The organism is Brenneria sp. g21c3 (assembly GCF_040240345.1).
Taxonomy (GTDB): domain Bacteria; phylum Pseudomonadota; class Gammaproteobacteria; order Enterobacterales; family Enterobacteriaceae; genus Brenneria.
The window spans coordinates 79,238-97,371 of record NZ_JBEIAB010000007.1 but is presented as its reverse complement, the minus strand read 5'-3'; the positions used below and the strand labels follow the sequence as shown (position 1 = coordinate 97,371).

At 55.4% G+C, this 18,134-nt stretch carries 16 protein-coding genes; 1 reads left to right on the top strand and 15 read right to left on the bottom strand.

Annotated elements, in window-relative coordinates; all coding sequences use genetic code 11:
• Positions 1–195: 195 nt before the first annotated feature.
• The 10 genes from ABRZ28_RS12875 to ABRZ28_RS12830 form a co-directional block, all read right to left on the bottom strand.
• Complete coding sequence (locus ABRZ28_RS12875) at positions 196–825, bottom strand: SDR family oxidoreductase (RefSeq protein ID WP_330520434.1); 630 nt, start codon at positions 823–825, stop codon at positions 196–198.
• Positions 822–1,316, bottom strand: a complete 495-nt coding sequence (gene hutX, locus ABRZ28_RS12870; RefSeq protein ID WP_319604876.1) for a heme utilization cystosolic carrier protein HutX — start codon at positions 1,314–1,316, stop codon at positions 822–824. Before hutX ends, ABRZ28_RS12875 begins: the two co-directional genes overlap by 4 nt.
• Positions 1,317–1,329: 13 nt before the next feature.
• Positions 1,330–2,643, bottom strand: a complete 1,314-nt coding sequence (hutW, locus tag ABRZ28_RS12865) for a heme anaerobic degradation radical SAM methyltransferase ChuW/HutW (protein ID WP_330520433.1) — start codon at positions 2,641–2,643, stop codon at positions 1,330–1,332.
• A 273-nt stretch (positions 2,644–2,916) separates the two neighbouring features.
• A complete protein-coding gene (locus ABRZ28_RS12860; RefSeq protein ID WP_319604878.1) occupies positions 2,917–4,395 on the bottom strand; it encodes an FGGY-family carbohydrate kinase in 1,479 nt (492 codons plus the stop codon).
• Positions 4,392–5,276 carry an L-ribulose-5-phosphate 3-epimerase gene (locus tag ABRZ28_RS12855; protein ID WP_319604879.1) on the bottom strand — a complete coding sequence of 295 codons (885 nt, stop codon included), beginning with the start codon at positions 5,274–5,276 and terminating at the stop codon, positions 4,392–4,394. The genes ABRZ28_RS12860 and ABRZ28_RS12855 overlap by 4 nt, the downstream gene beginning before the upstream one ends.
• A complete protein-coding gene (locus ABRZ28_RS12850; RefSeq protein WP_330520432.1) occupies positions 5,276–6,322 on the bottom strand; it encodes an ABC transporter permease in 1,047 nt (348 codons plus the stop codon). The genes ABRZ28_RS12855 and ABRZ28_RS12850 overlap by 1 nt, the downstream gene beginning before the upstream one ends.
• 12 nt (positions 6,323–6,334) lie before the next feature.
• The gene (locus ABRZ28_RS12845; RefSeq protein ID WP_048638133.1) at positions 6,335–7,324 is read right to left on the bottom strand and encodes an ABC transporter permease; all 990 of its coding nucleotides are present in this window, start codon (positions 7,322–7,324) and stop codon (positions 6,335–6,337) included.
• On the bottom strand, positions 7,317–8,831 hold the full coding sequence (locus tag ABRZ28_RS12840) for a sugar ABC transporter ATP-binding protein (RefSeq protein ID WP_319604881.1): 1,515 nt from the start codon (positions 8,829–8,831) through the stop codon (positions 7,317–7,319). Before ABRZ28_RS12840 ends, ABRZ28_RS12845 begins: the two co-directional genes overlap by 8 nt.
• A gap of 69 nt (positions 8,832–8,900) precedes the next feature.
• On the bottom strand, positions 8,901–9,905 hold the full coding sequence (locus tag ABRZ28_RS12835) for a substrate-binding domain-containing protein (protein WP_121590227.1): 1,005 nt from the start codon (positions 9,903–9,905) through the stop codon (positions 8,901–8,903).
• Positions 9,906–10,077: 172 nt separating this feature from the next.
• Positions 10,078–10,887, bottom strand: coding sequence for a DeoR/GlpR family DNA-binding transcription regulator (locus ABRZ28_RS12830; protein ID WP_330520511.1), 810 nt, complete (start codon positions 10,885–10,887; stop codon positions 10,078–10,080).
• Between the two features lie 483 nt (positions 10,888–11,370).
• Between ABRZ28_RS12830 and araD the strand changes: the two genes are divergently transcribed.
• Positions 11,371–12,066 (top strand): L-ribulose-5-phosphate 4-epimerase, encoded by a 696-nt coding sequence (gene araD, locus ABRZ28_RS12825; RefSeq protein WP_330520431.1) that lies wholly within the window; start codon positions 11,371–11,373, stop codon positions 12,064–12,066.
• A 29-nt stretch (positions 12,067–12,095) separates the two neighbouring features.
• Here araD and hypF read toward each other — a convergent pair whose 3' ends face one another.
• The 5 genes from hypF to hypB all read right to left on the bottom strand — a co-directional run bounded on the left by hypF (position 12,096) and on the right by hypB (position 18,103).
• The gene (gene hypF / locus ABRZ28_RS12820) at positions 12,096–14,408 is read right to left on the bottom strand and encodes a carbamoyltransferase HypF (RefSeq protein WP_330520510.1); all 2,313 of its coding nucleotides are present in this window, start codon (positions 14,406–14,408) and stop codon (positions 12,096–12,098) included.
• A 224-nt stretch (positions 14,409–14,632) separates the two neighbouring features.
• On the bottom strand, positions 14,633–15,649 hold the full coding sequence (hypE, locus tag ABRZ28_RS12815) for a hydrogenase expression/formation protein HypE (RefSeq protein ID WP_330520509.1): 1,017 nt from the start codon (positions 15,647–15,649) through the stop codon (positions 14,633–14,635).
• A 42-nt stretch (positions 15,650–15,691) separates the two neighbouring features.
• Positions 15,692–16,807 carry a hydrogenase formation protein HypD gene (gene hypD, locus ABRZ28_RS12810; protein WP_330520430.1) on the bottom strand — a complete coding sequence of 372 codons (1,116 nt, stop codon included), beginning with the start codon at positions 16,805–16,807 and terminating at the stop codon, positions 15,692–15,694.
• Positions 16,794–17,081: a hydrogenase maturation factor HybG gene (gene hybG / locus ABRZ28_RS12805; protein WP_319604883.1), complete on the bottom strand. Its 288-nt coding sequence runs from the start codon at positions 17,079–17,081 to the stop codon at positions 16,794–16,796. The genes hypD and hybG overlap by 14 nt, the downstream gene beginning before the upstream one ends.
• Positions 17,072–18,103, bottom strand: a complete 1,032-nt coding sequence (gene hypB / locus ABRZ28_RS12800; RefSeq protein WP_319604884.1) for a hydrogenase nickel incorporation protein HypB — start codon at positions 18,101–18,103, stop codon at positions 17,072–17,074. The genes hybG and hypB overlap by 10 nt, the downstream gene beginning before the upstream one ends.
• Positions 18,104–18,134 lie beyond the last annotated feature (31 nt).

Sequence of the window (18,134 nt, the reverse complement as noted above, 5' to 3'; positions counted from 1 at the left end):
ATAACTACATCAGAAAACACGCCAGAACACAGGAAGATATCGCGGATATCGTTTCCAATATCTACTTTTGTATATTTATGATCCCCTGCGCCTTCATCGCCTATTTTGCTACGGTTTATCCCGCCTATAAATCCAACAGCAAAAAATAGCCTTCCGCCGTCAGTACACCGTAGAGGATCATCTCTACGGCATAGGTTACGGCATCAACGGCAGCTCAAGATCCGGATCAATCAGGCTGTAGATTTGATTACCGAACTTCGGCTGTTGTAAAAGGCGGTCGACGGTCAGCGCGACATCCTGGCGGGACACCAGCCCTAACGCCGCATCCCCCTGGGTCAGCCGCGCGTTATGCGTGGCGACGACATCCAGCAGTCCGCCCGGACGGACGATGCAATAGTCCAACGTGCTGGTTTGCAGCCAGCTTTCCGCCAGCGACTTCTCCCGCACCGCCAGCCCGAAGGCGGCTTTGGCGCGCGGCGACAGCAGCGGCCATTGCTCGCCGCAGCCCATGGACGTCACCAGCAGCATACGCTTTATCCCGGCCTGCTCGGCGCCGTCAATCACGACGCGATGACCAAGATAGTTCACCGCGCCGCCGCCCAGGGTGGACACGACGATAGCATCCGGGCCTGCCAACCGGCAGGCTTGCGCGACGGCATCGGCATCGCAGGCGTCCCCCTGCACCACGCTAACGCCCTGCGCACGCCAGTGAGCGGTTTGTTCCGCATCGCGCAGCATTACGACCACCGGTTGCTCGCACTCAATGGCGCGCTGCAATAAACAGCCGCCAACGCCCTGTCCCGCCCCAAAGAGTAGCCACGTCATACCTGCTCCAGTTGTAACTCAACCGCTAATGTATGGAACGCCTCAACCTGCGTCGTCAGCAGCTGACGATGGCTGTCTCGTCCAAGAAAGATTTTAAACATCGCATCGCCGTCGGCATTAAAAAACACCACGGACGCGGTGTCCACTCCCATGAACTTACGTTCGATGAATGCAATATGCCGACAATTCGCCGCGCGGATATGCCCGCTCAGCCCATTTTTGCCGCGCAGATTAAAGTAACCATGGCGATGCGCGCCGCTCGGCAGTTCGCTTTTGAATTCCAGAATGGCGTCCGCCGTATGGCTGATTAACGTCACCTCTCCCCAGCCGGTTATCGCCTCCCATACCTGATCAAACCGCTCCCCGGCCGCCAGCGAACGCTGCGCTTCAGGTAACGCCTTAACCACATTGAACAACGAGGTTTCATACTGACTGGCGATATCTTCCAGCGTGCCGTCCGGCTCGGTCGCCAATAATTCATGCAATGTCATGGTAAGTCTCCAGTTAGTAGGCGGGTTCTTCGGCATTCAGTTGAGGAATGATTTGTTGCAACGCCTGCATCAGGTTATTAGCCCAAAAACGGCCGTCATCGGTTAAACGCAGGCAGGTTGAGTCGTCGCAGGTTAATCCCGCCTGATGCCACTGGCTCAGCAAAGGCTGAAGCGCGCCGGCGTGGCGAGTGAGCTGCGGCAGTTTAACCCGACCGACTTCGATCCCAGCCTGAAGCTGGTGCTGCCAGGAACCGGCCGGACTGGCCGGCGTCATCATCATGATCGGCTTTTGTCCCTGATCGAGCGCCTGGTAATAGCGCTCCAGACTGCGCTCCATCATATAGGATTGGCCGTTGAGATTACCGCCCGCGCCGCTGCCCATCGCCAGACAGTCGGCGCCTTGTTTAATCAGCAGATTATACAGGTTACGTTCGCGGGTAGTTCTGGCCCAGTGGCTGTTGCTGAGCTGATGCCAGCCGGCATCCGCCAGAAATGACGCGCCGCTGCGGTAGAAATTGCGGCGGGCGGTCACATCGGGCAAGACCACGCGCTGGTTTTCGGCGGCTTTCGCCAGCGGCGTGGTGGGCAATAAATTCAAGGCGTAGAGATCAACGCCGTCTAAAGGCAAATTGCTGACGATGTTCAGATCCTCCCGCCAGGTTTCCGGTGTTTGCCCCGGCAGACCGAACATCAGATCGCAAACTACCGCGGCGCGATCGCGCTGACACAGGCGCTCCAGGAAACGGATCGACTGCTGTTTATCCGAGGTGCGCGCCATCCGCTGACGGATACGGCTATCAAAGGTTTGAATACCGATGGAAAAACGGTTCGCGCCCGCATCCAGCCAGGCATCGATGCGTTCATCATCGAAATCCAACGCCCGGCCCTCCACCGTAATTTCACAGTCGGGCGCTAACGGCAATGAATCGCGAATAGCGCGGATAATCCGGGCAAGCTCGTTAGCCGTCATCGCCGTCGGCGTGCCGCCGCCGAAATAGACGGCATGGATCGGCGCCGACTGGTGCAACGGACTGTCCGCCTCCAGCGCCAGCTCTTGCAGCAGATAGCGGGTATAGGTTTCCGTACTGTCGTCGCGCAATTTATTCTGATAGAAGCCGCAGAAAGTACAATGCGTCGCGCAGAAAGGGATGTGCAGATACAGCAACCGCTTGCGGGCAGGCAGTATTCGCTGCGTCAACGCCTGCCAGCCGGCGGGGATCTTTTCAGGCGACAGCGGCACATGATTGCGCCAGGGCATGGCCATACGCCGTGCGCCGAACGGCTGTTCACCTGGTTGAGCATAATAGGGCGTCAAATCGATGTTCATTCATATCCATCCCTTCAAAAGCATTATTTCAAATTAGATGATAATAATTTTTATTTATCAATAAGGATGAATGCGGGACGGACATGCACGGCATATTCCGCCGGCGATATTTCGCTGAATTAACCAATTTGTATATTTTATTTAAAATTACATCTACAACTTATTTCTCTTATTCTTTATTATTTTCATGGCATTAAATTCACTTCCCCTATTTTTGTGTAACAAAAACGACCACCGCGGCCAATACATTAAAGTTAATTCATTTTCAAAAAATCACGCCACTTCGGCCATCGCCGCGGCGATACGCTTGAAACGCTCAAAACGCTGCCGCAGCATCCGGTATTTGTCCGCATCCGGCTCCAGACGGATAACCGGAACCTGACTCGCCTGTATCGCGTCTTCGAAGCCGCCATACTCGCCGGCGCCCACGGCAGCGCAAAGCGCGGCGGCGCGACAGCCCGACTGGCGCACATCGACGATCTCCAGCGGTAGATTGCCGGCATCGCAAAACATCTGCATCCAGATTAGGGAGTGCGTCGGGCCGCCGGTAAAGCGAATACATTCAGTACCTTCTATCAGCGCCAACACGCGATCCTGATGCAAAAGATGTGAGAATAGAATGCCCTGATAGATGGCATACACAATATCCTCGGTGCGATGATGGCCGCACAGTCCCCAAAATCCGCCGCTCAGATTGGCGCTGAAGTTGGAACCGTACAACCAGGGGAAAAACAGAATGTCCGCCGGCTTTTGATATGCCTGCGCGACCCATTGATTGATAACGCGGTAGCTGTCAGGTAAATCAGGCAGAAATTGCTGCACAAACCAGCTCAGATTACTGGCGGAGGTCGGGCTGCCCTCATGGGCGAAATAGGTGCCGGGAACGCTGTACTTCCCCCAGACATAAGGATAATCCGAAGGGACGATGCGATCGCAGACGCGGGTGGCGATCGACCAGGTGCCCGCCACGGCGCTGAGTTTGCTGGCGTCATAGACGCCCGACGTCAGCGCGGCCCCCACCACATCAAATACGCCGCCAAATACCGGCGTCCCCGGATTTAACCCGCAGCGTCGGGCGGCCTCGGGCTGCACATAGCCGGCAAGGTCGGATGAACCGATAATTTTTGCCGTTTTATCCGCCACTTCTTCAATGCCGAAGATATTCAACAGGTCGGCATCGAACTCCCCGCTATGCTGATTGAAAAGATTACTGCCGGAAATATTGGTTTCCTCACAGGAAAACTCACCGGTCAGGCGATAACGGATATAGTCATGCGCCATCAGGACATAGCCGGGTTGCGCGTAACAGGCCGGTTCATACTCCTTGAGCCAGCGTAACAGCGCGGCCGGATGTGACGGCCATAGTTGTTGCAGGCTATGCGGGTAAGCTTGCCGATCTTTTCCCTGCGCTTTCCAGCGGCTGACCAGATCCTGAGCCCGCGAATCCGATGACACAATGCCATTGCGTAACGGATTTCCCCGTTTATCAACCAGGTAAAGCCCTTTGCCATGCGCGGAAAAACCAACCCCGCGGATAAAGGACGGATCGATATTTCCCTCGGATAATGCCTGCCGGATCGCCTGGCAGGTCACCTCCCACAGTTCATCCATGTTTCTTTCACAAAAACCCATGCGCGCACTCAGCAGCGGCAACAACCGCTCCGTAACGATGATTTCTCTGCCTTCGGACGTGTAAATACCGGCTTTGGTCACCGTTCCACCCAGATCGATCCCCAGAAAATAACGGCTCATTTCTCCCCCTCGGCCAATGGCAAATCCTGCCAGCCGGCAATGCGCATTTTGTCTTCAATCCAGTGACGGGCATGGATGATATCCAGCAGCGGTTCCGCCGACTTTTCGGTCCACATTTCGATCAGGAAGGTGCCTCGATAGTTGAGACGATGTAATATTTTGAATAAACCAACAAAATCAACACATCCGGCGCCGAAAGGCACATCACGAAACTGCCCGGGCGAATCACCGGTCACCGGAAAGGTGTCTTTGAGATGGATTGCCGCAATTCGATCGATCCCCTGACTCAGCTCACTTTCCACCTCGTTACCCCATGCGGTGAGATTGCCGATATCGGGATAAACCGTGAACCACGGGGAATTAATTTTATTATCCAGCGCCTTCCACTTGCCGATCGAGTTGAGAAAGGCGGTATCCATAATCTCGACGGCGCACATCACCTGGGCGGCGGCGGCCTGCTCCACCGCCCAGGCCATCGCGTCTTCAAAGCGGGCGATGGTTCCGGCGTCCTGCGGCTCATAATAGACGTCATATCCCGCAAGCTGGATGGTGCGAATGCCTAAATCCTGCGCCAGTTGAATCGCCTTGAGCATAATCTCTCTGGCGCGCTCGCGGGTCGCGCCGTCACGACTGCCAAACGGAAACCGGCGGTGCGCCGACAGGCACAAGGTTGGAATACGTACGCCGGTCTGCTGAATGGCGCTGATGATCTCCATACGTTCAGCGCGCGTCCACTCGAGGCGCGCCAGACGTTCATCACTCTCATCAACCGACATTTCGACAAAATCAAACCCACAAGATTTAGCTACGGCGAGCTTTTCTATCCAGCTGATCCCACAGGGCAACGCTTTCTCATAGATACCTAACGGATGACTGCGCATTATTTTCCCCCGCGTGTCGCCAGTTGATGTTGATATTTCATTCGGTTTTGCTTCATTGCGCGCCGGGAGCGCCATTTATCTTTAAAGCACTTAAACGCCAGCGCGCAAATCAGGGTGATGCCCCATACCGCCAGATTAATGTGCAGGCTGACGCCCAGCAGACTTAGCCCGGTGGCAATAACCTGTAAAACCAGCAACGCGCAAAACACATGACTGACTTTGCCCGCGCCGCCGAACGGATTGGTTCCCCCCAGCACGATAGCCAGTACCGTCAACAACAAATAAGAGTCGCCATATCCCATACGGGCGGAGTTAAAGCGGGCCATCATGATGAGACCGGCCAGCACGCAGAGCAGGCTGGAAATCGAATAAATCGCGATCATGACCCGTTCGGTGCGAATACCGCTGAACCAGGTGGCGTTGATATTGCTGCCGCACATGTAAATGGTTTTCCCCAGCCGGGTTTTCCCCAACACCAGCCCCAGCGCCAGCGAAGCGGCCACGAAAATGATCATCGGTATCGGGATCCCCCACACCACCTCCGATCCGATGCTGCGCACGATAGGCGGCATACCGCTTAGCGCAGCGCCTTTGGTCAGATACACCCCGATGCCGCTGATAATGGTCATACTGCCCAGCGTCACCAGAATCGGATGCGCCCCCACGCGGGAAACCAGCAATCCGGTCAGACCGCCGATAACCAGCGCGATGATCGCCGCGCCCAACAGGGCGATGACCAGCCACGTCAGTTGCATAGCGACGCCCGCATCCGCCGGCACATACCGGATCAGCAACCAGGCCATAAACAGACTGGTCAGGTTGGCGGTGCCGATAATCGACAGATTCAGCCCGCCGCTGAGCATCGGGACAAACATGGCGAAAGTCAGCAACCCCAATTCCGGTAGCTGAAACGCAATGCTCAGAAAAGTATTTTCGGTGAAGAAACGTCCCGGCATGGCCAACGCAAAGATCGCCGTCGCCAGACAGCAAATACTGAGCAGTCCCAATACCGTGCCGTCAATGGGGAAAAGTCCGTGCTTTTTCATATGAGACCCTCGTCAGACAAAACCAACGTCAGTATCTTTGCGTTTTTTGTAATGCGTGACGCAGATAGCCGCGACGATCACCACGCCAATCACGATATTGACAAAATAGCTGGACACGCCGATCAGATTGAGTCCGTTTTTCAATATGCCGATCAGAAACACGCCCATCAGGGTGCCGATTACCGAACCGCGCCCGCCCGACAGGCTGGCGCCACCCAGTACCGCCGCGGCCAGCACATCCAGCTCGCCGCCGACCAGCGCGCTGGGTACGACTTCACTCATACGGTAGGTCTGCAACAGGCCGCCGATAGCCGCCGTCGCCCCAAGGTAACCATAAGCAAACAGGTAGATCAGCGAGACGCGAATGCCGATACGATGAGCGGATTCCGGGCTTCCCCCGACGGCATACAACTGACGACCGATATGCGTTTTATTCAGCAACGCCCAGGTCAGCAGCGCGATAACGAGCATCACCGCCAGCGGCAACCCCACCTGATAGCTTTCGCCGCCATAGCTAAACGGCAGCACGGCGCGCTGACCGATCCACCACTCCGGCAGGTCATAAATGCTATGACCGTTGGTGATCCACATCAGCAGCCCGAACAGCAGCGACTGCATGCTGATGGTAATAATAATGGAAACAATATTGAGGTAGTAAATCAGCACCGCGTTCACCAGCCCCAGCGCAATACCGACCGCCACGGCAATGATCAGACACAGCGCCGGGCTGGTTACCAGCGCATTGAGCAACAGCGAAGCCACGACGTACTGCACCACCGACGCGACGGCGGCAAATGAAATATCGATCCCGCCGGTCACCAACACCACAAACAGTCCCAGAGCAAAGATCCCGGTCACCGCATAGCTTTCGGTCAGATCGAGTAAATTCTGTACCGAGAGAAACTCACTGCTGAGCGATGAAAACAGCGCCAGCATGATCACGATCACCCAGCTCAGCCACCCTTCCACCGAACGCGGTTTAAACCGATTAAAATTAGCCATTAATAGCCTCCGCACATTGTTGTTCGGTAATCTGAGCGGGGAACAGTTCATGCAGAATTTTCCCCTGCTTCATATGCAGGATGCGATCGCAGTTGTAATAAGCTTCAGGGACTTCATCGGTGATAAGCAGTACGGCGATACCCACGCCGGAGAGACGATGAATCAGTTTATAAATACTGTCTTTGGCCCCGATATCGACGCCGACCGTCGGCGCATCCAGGATCAGCACTTTCGGACGCGTCAGTATCCATTTTGCCAGCACCACTTTTTGCTGATTACCGCCGGATAACGTCGCAAGCGGGTTATTGAGATCGCTGACCTTGATGTCCAGATCTTTAATCCACTCCCGCACCATCTCCTCCTGTCTGACTTGATCAATCAGATAGAACGGGGTGCGGATGCGTTTAAGAATCGACAGCACCATATTATCGGCCACCGACTGCGGCAGCACCGCGCCTAACGTCAGGCGATCTTCAGATACATAGCCAATACCCATTTCAATGGCATAGGTATTGTCCTTGATGGCGGTTTTTTTGCCGTCAATGTAGATATCGCCGCTGTGCGGATGCGTAATGCCGAACAAACTGAGCGCCAGCTCCGTTCGCCCCGCGCCCAGAAGACCGCACAGGCCGAGAACTTCGCCCCGATGCAGACTGAACGACACGTCCTGAAACTGACCTTTGCGGCTCAGCCGTTCAAGTCTCAGCACCTCTTTACCCAGCTCGGCGTTAGGCAGTTTTCGTTCATGAACGATCGTCAAACCGGTCATTAGTTCGGTGATACGGCCGGTCGACAGCGTCTGTGCCGGCCAGGTTCCCACTTTTTCCCCATCGCGGATCACCGTGATACGATCGGAGATCTCTTTAACTTCATCCAGGCGGTGACTGACGAAAACCACGGTAATGTTTCTATCGCGCAGATAGTTCACCGTGCGCAGCAGTTGATTGACCTCCGTGCGAGTCAACGAGGCGGTAGGCTCATCCATAATCACCAGTCGGGCATCCGCCACCAGCGCGCGGCAGATCGCCACCTGCTGACGCTGGGCGATGGGCAAATGCTGTACTAACGCGTCAGGATCGATGTTGAACTGCAATTCTTCGAGGATCTTCCGGGCGCCTTGTTTGATTTTTCGCCCGCTGAACCAACCAAGATATCCCTTCAGGTTATATTCAAACGCAATATTTTCAGCTGCTGTAAGATTAGGAAACAACGATAAATCCTGATAGATCACCTGTATCCCCATTTTCCTCGCCCGATCCGGCGTCAGGGAGGTGTAAGACTTATCATCGATAATTATCTCGCTGCCATCATCCGGCGCGTATACGCCGCTGATGGTTTTAATTAATGTGCTTTTCCCGCAGCCGTTGGCGCCCGCCAGGCAATGAACCTCGCCCTGATGCAACGTCAGATCGATATTTTTCAACGCCTGGTGGCCGCCGAAACTTTTGGAAAGCGCCTTTAGCGTAATCAGCGGAACGCTATCATCAAGGTCAGAAATAATAGCCATTTTACTTTTCCCGAAACGCGACTTGAGTAGCGCCGGGCAACGCATTGCCCGGCTTGATTTTCAACCCGTTTACAGGCCGAGCTTCACCAGACGCCGGGTGTTTTCAACATCCAGTTTTTCCGGGTTGTCGCTGAGAAGGGTATTGCCGTTGATTTTTATCTCGCCCATATCACCGATTCTGACGCCGTCTTTGAGCGCCTCGCCGTTCATCATGGCGGTCGCGACCTGCACGAACACTTTACCGGCGACCATCGGGTTGGAAATGTAACCGCCGTCAATCGCGCCTTTTTCCAGCAGCCTGATGCCCTGCCCCGGCGTGAATGTGCCGAATACGCAGGTGGCGTCATTCTTTTTACGCTTATCGATCGCGCGCGCCGCGCCAATCGGCCCCTGGGAACCAAATGACATGATGCCTTTCAGATCTTTATGCCGGGACAGCAAATCGTTGGCGGTGCGCATGGAATCATCAACCGACTCCGCAACGCCAAAACGATCTTCCACCAGCGTCATATCGGGGTAATGCGCCTTCTGATAAGCAATCGCCGCATCCGCCCATTCGTTAACCAGCGGCACGGTCAAACTGCCGACGAACATCGCGTATTTCCCCTTTTCGCCCATACAGGCAGCCATATCTTTCATATGATTGGCGCCCATATTTTGCGTATCCAGCAATTCAAAATCCCAGTCCGCATTGGTCTGCGCGGGCGACTCGTGGGTTATCACCTTAATGCCGGCCTGCTGAGCGCGTTTAAGCACCGGTTCCAGCACTTTGGCATCGTTAGGCACTACGCCGATGACATCGACCTTCTTCGCAATCAAATCTTCAATCGCCCGAACCTGCTCCGCCGGATCGGCGGTTGTCGGCCCGACTTGCCAGGCATCGACCCCCAATGCTTTTCCTTCCTCTTTGATCCCCTGCTCCATGACGTTAAACCAGGGAATTCCGCCGACTTTAACCACCACGCCCAGCGTGAAGGGTTTATTGGCTTTTTGCGCAATAGCGCTATCGGCGGCCCATACGGAAGATGAGGCGATCAGCGTGGTAATCAAACAGGGTAAGATTGATTTTTTCATTATAAAATCCTCAGAAAAATGATTTATACGCGTCAATACTTGACGCTTTTTATTAAAAGCTGTCTTTTTTATAAAATTCCCGCTGGTATTGGCTCTGTTGCTTACATCAGTTAAACGATCATAAATAATTTGTCATCTCTTACCGCCACATCATAAAAAACAGAAAACAACTTTATTTTTCCGTCTCAATAATCTTAAAAGTATGGTTATCGCCGTAATGATTTTTCAATTCAACTTTGTTAGTAATCAAAACATCGACCTCATCCAGCATGCATATTTTACAAAACGCATACTGTTCGAATTTACTGGAATCCACGAGCAATATTTTTTGGTTGGATACCTGTAACATCACCTGTTTTAGTCTGGCATTGACTTCATTGCCGTCCCTGACGCCATTCTCCTGATTCAGTCCCTGGCATGAAAAGAAAAAAGTATTAATCTGAAAACTCCTTAGCATGCTTTCAGCTACCGGCCCGTGAAAGTCGCCATGACGTTCGGAATATTCACCGCCGACGCCAATAATGCGAACTTTATCGCGACTGGCCAATGCCTGAATAATATTAATCGAGTTTGTCACTACGGTAATTTCAATATCCGGGATTTGCCTGGCAAGAAACCAGCATGAGCTGCTGTTATCCAACAGAATGCAGTCGCCAGGATGGACGAATTGCAGTGCGGACTTGGCAATCCTCATTTTAATATCAGGATTTTTTTCCGTTCTTTTGCGAAAAGACTCGGCCCTGTCAACATTGTTAAGACTATAAGCGCCGCCTTTAATATCGATTACCGGCGTTTCATGCGTATCCAATGCCACTGCGCCGCCAAAGCTACGGATTAACTTTTTATTTTTTTCCAATATTCTCAGGTCGCGGCGAATCGTTTCCGGCGAAACCCGACACATCACGGATAATTCCGCCACTAACGCGGATCCCGACTGTTGGACATGCGTACAAATCATTTTATAGCGTTCCGCCTGTAACATCATCGTTCTCCACCAGAATATGGATTGGCCTGCTGTTATCTTGGTTTTTTTTAGCTACGGTTAAAGTGAGCTAATTCAATAAACGGCGCATACCGCCGCCATTGCTGAAATTACGCTAGACCATTCAAACTAAAACATGAAATGAATACATCTAATTACATATTTTCATGATGGTCATCACAAAAAATAGCAAAAAAGCATCAGCAAATAGGCATCAACAGAAATGATAAAACATAAACGGGCATCAATTCGATGCCCGTTTATGCCCGAATAAGACATAGTATGACCATTTAATCTTCGCCGACGCCTCTCACGCTTTAATCCTGATAATAAACGCAGTAATTTAATTATCAGATAATTTCAAATCACTCTGTCATGGGAAGAATGAACCCTTGAACAGAAATACAAATAGGAATAAATGCATCTTGATTAATATTTCTATTTCATATCCGTATTCCAATCATTCTTACGAGGTGAGTAATAATGCTACAGCGATTAAAACAACAGGTTTTTGAAGCGAATTTATTACTACCGGAATATCGGTTAGTGACATTTACCTGGGGAAACGTCAGCGGGGTAGATCGTCAAAACGGACTGATGGTCATTAAACCTTCCGGCGTGGAATATCACACCATGAAAGCAGACGATATGGTGGTCGTTGAACTGGAAAGCGGAAAGGTGGTGGAAGGCGAGAAAAAACCCTCTTCAGACACGGATACGCATCGGGTCTTGTACCTCGCTTTCCCTGAAATCGGCGGTATCGTGCATACCCATTCACGTCATGCAACCATCTGGGCGCAAGCCGGCGCCGCCATAACGGCTCTGGGGACTACCCACGCGGATTATTTCTACGGCGCCATTCCCTGTACACGACAGATGAAAGAAGAAGAAATTGCCGGAGATTACGAATATGAAACGGGCAAGGTGATTGTCGAAACCTTTAAAGCGCATTCACTCAGCGCCAAAGATATTCCCGCCGTGCTGGTCAACGGTCACGGCCCCTTCGCCTGGGGAGAAGACGCGCTGAATGCGGTGCATAATGCCGTGGTACTGGAGGAGATTGCCTACATGAATCTGTTCACCCATCAGCTTCGGCCGCAGATTGGCCCGATGCAGCAGAAATTACTGGATAAGCACTATCTGCGTAAACACGGCAAAGACGCCTATTACGGGCAATAATCGCCGCTATCTGAGAATAAGCGGTACGCTCAGGGAATGGGCGATGAGCGCAACGCGGATAATTGCGCCGCGGCGATCAGCGCCTGCCCCAACGCCAGTCCGCCGTCGCCGGCGGGCAGTCTTTCCGGTTGCAGTAGAGTGAATTCCGCCAGTTGCCGGCGCAGCAATTCGACAAGCAAGCGGTTGTGCATCACCCCGCCGGACAACACGATGGTGGTAATGCCGTATTGTCGCGCCGCTTGCCGCGCCAGCTCGGCGAATCCCTGCGCCAGCGCATGATGAAACGCATAGGCTTTGTCGGCAGGCTCGGCGCGATAGGCCAGCCACTGCCGCCAGAAGGTGGCCAGATCCAGCGTACCGTCGGCCAGCAAAGGCAGCGTGACCGGCGGTTGACGCATAAACAGCCGACTCCGCCAGGCCAGGGATTCCAGCCAGCAGGCGGCCTCGCCCTCCCAGCTTTGCGCCGGCGCGGAGAACCCGGTCGCGGCGGCGACCGCGTCGAACAAGCGGCCGGCGGAAGACGCCGTCGGCGAATTAATTCCCCGTGCAATCGCCTTGCTGAGCAACGCGCGCGCATCGGTCGGGATGGCCGCGGCTTGCGGTAAGTACGCCCAGTCCGGGACAAAACGCAGCCACTGCGCCAGCAGGTTGCGCCACGGCTGGCGCGCCGCCAGATCGCCGCCGGGCAAGGCGACGGCGGGTAATCCGCCCAGACGCCGACATTGGCGATAATCCGTCAGCAGGCATTCGCCGCCCCACCACTGGCCGTCCGCGCCGAATCCGATGCCATCCAGCGCCAGCCCGATAACCGGCCCGGCGTCGCGCGGCCGCCGGTGTTCCGCCAGACAAGCAACGATATGGGCGTGATGGTGCAATACCTCGATAGAGGGGATCTGCCGCTGTTCGGCCAGTTCCTTTCCCAGACGATGGCTGAGATAACCGGGATGCGCATCGATCGCCACCGCTTTAGGAGTAAAACGGTAAATATCCTCGAATAGCGCAATGGCCTGGCGGTACTGCCGTTCAATATCGCTGTCGGCCAGATCGCCCAGGTGCTGGCTGACGATGGCTTGCTCATCGCGCAGCAGGCAAAAAGTATTCTTTAAATCCGCGCCCATCGCCAGTAACGCGGGCTGTTCGGCGAATCCCGGCGGCAGGAGCAATGCGTCCGGCACGTAACCGCGCGCGCGACGCAGCATCTCCGCCCGGTTTTTATGCAGTCTGACCAGCGAGTCATCGGCGCGTTGCACTATCTGCCGATTGTGCAGTAACCACAGGTCGGCAATGCCGCCAAGCTGCGCCGTCGCCTGTGCATTGGTCAACGCCGGCGGTTTGCCGGCGGCATTGCCCGAGGTCATCACCAGCGGGCGCGCCACGCTTGCCAGCAACAGATGTTGCAGCGGATTGGCGGGCAACATCACCCCAACTTCAGATAAACCCGGCGCCACCAGCGCGGACAGCGGGCCATCCTGCCGCAGCGGCAGCAGAACAATCGGCGCCGCCGCGCTTTTCAACAACCGTTGCGCAGCGGGAATATCGTCAGCCGTTGTGCATGTCGTCAGCCAGTCTATCGCTGGAAGCATCACCGCCAACGGCTTACCGGGGCGATGTTTGCGTTGGCGCAAGCGCAGAACGGCCGGAGTATTGGTGGCATCACAGGCCAGATGAAAACCGCCGACCCCTTTAATCGCCACGATATCGCCGGCCAATAATGCGCTGGCGGCCTGATAAATCGCCTCATCCCCTTCCGCCTGCCGCTGCGCCGCTTCATTTTCCAGCCAGACCTGCGGCCCGCACTGCGGACACGCATTGGGCTGAGCGTGAAAACGCCGATCCGCCGGATGTTGATATTCCGCCAGACACTGCGGGCAAAGCGGGAAATCCGCCATTGAGGTAAACGGCCGGTCATAGGGCATCTGGCGGATAATGGTGAAACGGGGGCCGCAGTGCGTGCAGTTGATAAACGGATAGTGATAACGGCGATTGGCCGGATCGTTCAGTTCGCGCAGACATTGTTCACAGGTTGCGGCATCCGGCACCACCTGCGTATCCATCTGTCCTTCTCCGCTGTGCTCGATAACGAAGGAAGACGGCGCGGACGAGCACTGCCACGGCTCGCAGGTCATGCTGTCGATATGCGCCAGCGGCGGACACATTGCCGGCAATTCCGTCATAAAGCGTTCAATATTTGCCGACTGATAGAGATGAATCAGCACCCCGGCGCCGTCATTGCTGACGTTGCCGCGCAGTTCCAGCTTATGCGCCAATTGCCAGACATAGGGCCGAAATCCTACCCCCTGCACTTTGCCTTTTATGCGGATCTGAATACCGTTATGGTTCACGCTCACGTGGAAGATATCCTTGCCTGTTTAGACTGGTTTCTCTGTAAGTTCAGTGCTATTTCGTGCGCGAAGAGAAAGGTATTTTTATGCCGTACCCAGCACATACCGGGGTTCTTCACGGCCACTCACGTCATTCCCGCGTAGGCGGAAATCAACCGATGGCTGTCTACGGTTTCAGAGACAGATCCCCGCCTGCGCGGGGATGTCGGGGCAGGGAAATGTCGTCAGCAAATCCTCGGCATCGGCTCGTTATGCGGCAGATCCAGCAGCCGCGAGGCGCCGAACACGCCGCACAGGCGAACCTGCGGTTTTTCCGTCACCACGCCGATGGTTGCCGCGTCGCGGCCTAGCGGATGCGCGCGTAGCGCGGCCAGTACGGCGCTTTCCGCCTCGCCTGACACCACCAGCACCAACTTGCCCTCGTTGGCGAAATTGAGCGCTTCCAGCCCCAGAATTTCACAAATGCCGCGCACCGCCTGCTTCAGCGGCAACGCGCTTTCGTTGATTTCCATCCCGCAACCGCTGGCCTGCGCGTACTCGTGCAGGATCGCCGTCACCCCGCCGCGCGTCGCGTCGCGCAAGGCGCGCACGCCGTCGATGCCGCGCAACGGCGCGATTAACGGCGTCAATACCGCGCAATCGCTGGCAAGCTCCGCCTCCAGCCCCAACTGCTCGCGCAGGTTGAGAATGGCGGCGCCATGGTCGCCCAGCGTGCCGCTGACGATAATTTTATCGCCGGGGCGGATCTCCCCCGTTCCCCAGTGAATATCCGCCGGGATCGCGCCGATGCCGGCGGTATTGATAAAGATCTTATCGGCCGCGCCGCGCGGCACCACTTTAGTGTCGCCGGTGACGATTTGTATCCCGGCGTCGCGGGCGGTTTGCGCCATGGACGCCACAATACGCAGCAGGTCGGCGCCGGCAAATCCCTCTTCAATAATGAAACCGCAGGAGAGATATTTCGGCGTGGCGCCGCTGACCGCGATATCATTCGCCGTACCGCATACCGCCAGCTTACCGATATCCCCGCCGGGGAAAAAAATCGGATCGATAACGTAGCTGTCGGTGGTGAACGCCAGACGATCGCCCTGTTGCATCAACTCGGCAAGGGGTAATCTGGCCTGGTCTTCCCGCTGTCCCAACAACGGATTGTCGAACGCCTGTAAAAACAGTTGTTCAATCAGTTGTTGCATCGCCCGGCCGCCGCTGCCGTGCGCCAGCGTAATTTCTTTTAGCCGTATCTCTTTTAAAGCAAGATCAATTGGCTGTGTTGAATGACTCATTCAGGCACACTCCCGCCGATACTGATAATAAGCCGCACAGGCGCCTTCGGAAGAGACCATCAGCGCGCCGATGGCGTTTTGCGGCGTACAACGCCGGGCAAACAGCGGGCAATCCGCCGGCTTGCAGCGTCCGGTCAATACGTCGCCGCAGCGCGATCCCGGCTCATCGGACGTATGCTGATGGCGCGGATGAAAACGGCGCTCCGCATCAAAGTCGGCATAAGCCGCGCGCAATTGCATACCGGAGTCGGCTATCTCGCCCAGCCCTCGCCATTCGCTGCTGGATTTGGTTTCAAATACCTCGTCCATCACCTTCTGCGCCAGCAGGTTGCCGCAGTCCGGCACGATGCGCCGGTACTGATTTTCCACCACGCAACGCGCGTCGTGAATCTGACTGACCAGCATCAACAGCGCCTGCAAAATATCCAGCGGTTCGAAGCCGGTGACCACAAAGGGTTTATGGAACCGATCGCACAGCGGTTGATACGGATGCGCGCCGATCACCATGCTGACATGTCCCGGCGCCAGAAAACCGTCGATACGAAGGTCAGGCTGTTGCAGCAGGCTCTTCAGGGTGGGAACAATGGTGATGTGCTGGCAAAACAGCGTAAAGTTGGCGATGTTGCGACGTTTCGCCTGTTGCAGCGTCAGCGCGGTGCTCGGCATGGTGGTTTCGAATCCCAAACCGAAAAACACCACCTGACGATCGGGATTTTTCTCCGCCAGCGTCAGCGCATCCAGCGGCGAATAAACAATGCGCACGTCCGCGCCATGTCGGCGGGCGTCCTGCAACGAACCGTTGCGGCCCGGCACGCGCATGGCGTCGCCGAAGGTGCAAAAGATCACCTCGGGATGCGCCGCAATCTCCAGACAAGCGTCAATACGCCCCATCGGCAATACGCAAACCGGACACCCCGGGCCGTGGATAAATTCAATTTCCGGCGGCAGCAGACGATCCAGGCCGAATTTGAAAATGGCGTGCGTATGTCCGCCGCAGACTTCCATCAGCTGTAGCGGCCGCTCGCGCCATTGCGGCATGTCGGCCACCAGCGACTGAATGCGTTGCAGCAACGCTTTCGCCAGTTCAGGATCGCGGAATTCATCAACGTACTGCATGGTCGGCTCCGGTCTGTCGCATTTCATCCAGCTCCAGCCCCACGGCGCGCATCGACTGCAACGCCGTCAGCGTATCCCGCGCTTCCTGTTCATCCAGCAGGCTCATGGCGAAACCGACATGCACCAACACCCACTGCCCGATCAGATCGGCGGGATCGCCTTCGCAAACCAGCGCAATGCTCACCGAACGTTGTACGCCGCAGACGTCGACATACGCGGGTTGATGAATGTCAGCGCCGACGGCCACCACCTTGCCGGGAATGCCTAGGCACATAGCTGCGCCTCCAGCCAACCGATCCACTCCTCCATGCCATCGCCGTGGCTGGCGGATAGCGCGATAACCTGAATATCGGGATTGACGCGCCGGGCATTCGCCACGCAGGCTTCCAGATTGAAATCCAGATAAGGCAGCAAATCGATTTTGTTAATGACCATCAGCGATGCCGCGGCAAACATATGCGGATACTTCAGCGGCTTATCCTCGCCCTCCGTGACCGAAAGCACGGCGACTTTGGCGCGCTCGCCGAGATCAAAACCGGCCGGACACACCAGATTGCCGACGTTCTCAATGAACAACAGACTGTTGTCCGGCAGTTGCAGACGATGCGCGGCATCATGCACCATCTGCGCATCCAGATGGCATCCTTTGCCGGTATTCACCTGAATGGCCGCAACGCCCGTCGCCCGAATGCGCTCGGCGTCATTAGTGGTTTGCTGATCGCCCTCAATCACCGCGCAGGGTACCTTCTGACTGATGTGATTCAGCGTAGCGGTCAATAGCGTGGTTTTACCCGAACCGGGGCTGGAAACCAGATTCAGCGCCAGAATATTCTGCGCGTTGAAGTGTTCCCGGTTATGTTCCGCCAGATGATTATTCTTGCTCAGTACGTCCATTTCAATCTGGAGCAGACGTTGCTGGCCGACGCCCGGCGCATGGGTTCCCGCCTCGCCGTGACCGTAATGCAGATCCTGTTCATTAACCTCCGGCTGAAACGCCGCTTCGCGCTCGTCGGCGGCATGTTGTTTCGCCGGTTTCGCTCCCTGCCGGATCTTGGGCGGCAGCGCGTAATAATGATTATGGACATCGCCATGATAATGATGGTGGTGGATAATCACGCAGCGGCCTTTTATTTTGCCGCCGTGGTGATGACCATGGTCGTGATGATCGTGCTCATGGTCATGATGATGGTCGTGCTTATGCCCGTGTTCGTGTTCGTGATGATGGTCATGCTGATGAAGATGTTCTTCACCCTCGATTCTGCTTTCCCCTTCACCGCAACCGCATGTGGTACACATAGGGATCTCCTCCCGCTATTTCTCTTTAGCC